The 577-nt window shown below is 61.7% G+C and carries 1 pseudogene; it reads left to right on the forward strand.

What is annotated here, in order from left to right:
- Nucleotides 1–577: pseudogene (locus QMX93_RS30815) on the forward strand (hypothetical protein); the annotation flags it as partial.

Below are 577 nucleotides of genomic sequence, written 5' to 3' on the forward strand. Positions count from 1 at the left end.
CAGATCGCCTTGTCCTATCGCCTGAAGAAGGCCAGCGGCGCGCCCGACATGCCTTCCAAATCACAGTTCATCAGCGCCATCGGTGCGATCAAACGCCTGGCCGCCCCCAAAGCACTGGACGCCGTGAGTGGCGCGCTCGACCCGACGTTGAAACAGGTGCGCATCGAGATTCCGTTCGACACCTCATTTGACAAGGGCCAGGCAATCAAACTGTTTTGGCTCGGCACACGCCCGGAACTCACCCCTTACCTTCCGGAACTGCCACTGTACCCGCTCACTGCGGGCGACATCAGTGCCGGCAAACCGCTGCTGATCCCCATCGACGGCGCGCATTTGACGCCGATCAACGGCGGCAAACTGGAGCTCTACTATCAGTTGCTGATCGAGGACGCCGCGCTCGGCGCGATGAACCATGTCAACGCCACCCACGCCATTCGCGAATCCATTCACGCCGATATTCTGCAGGTCGGCGAGCCACGCCTGGAACTGCCCGAACCCGTAGTGGCCGGCGTGATCGACGGCGCATTACCCGGCGACACCGCCGGTACAACGTTGACGGTGAACTACCTCAACACGG

The organism is Pseudomonas sp. PS01303 (assembly GCF_029959385.1).
Taxonomy (GTDB): Bacteria; Pseudomonadota; Gammaproteobacteria; order Pseudomonadales; family Pseudomonadaceae; genus Aquipseudomonas; species Aquipseudomonas rustica.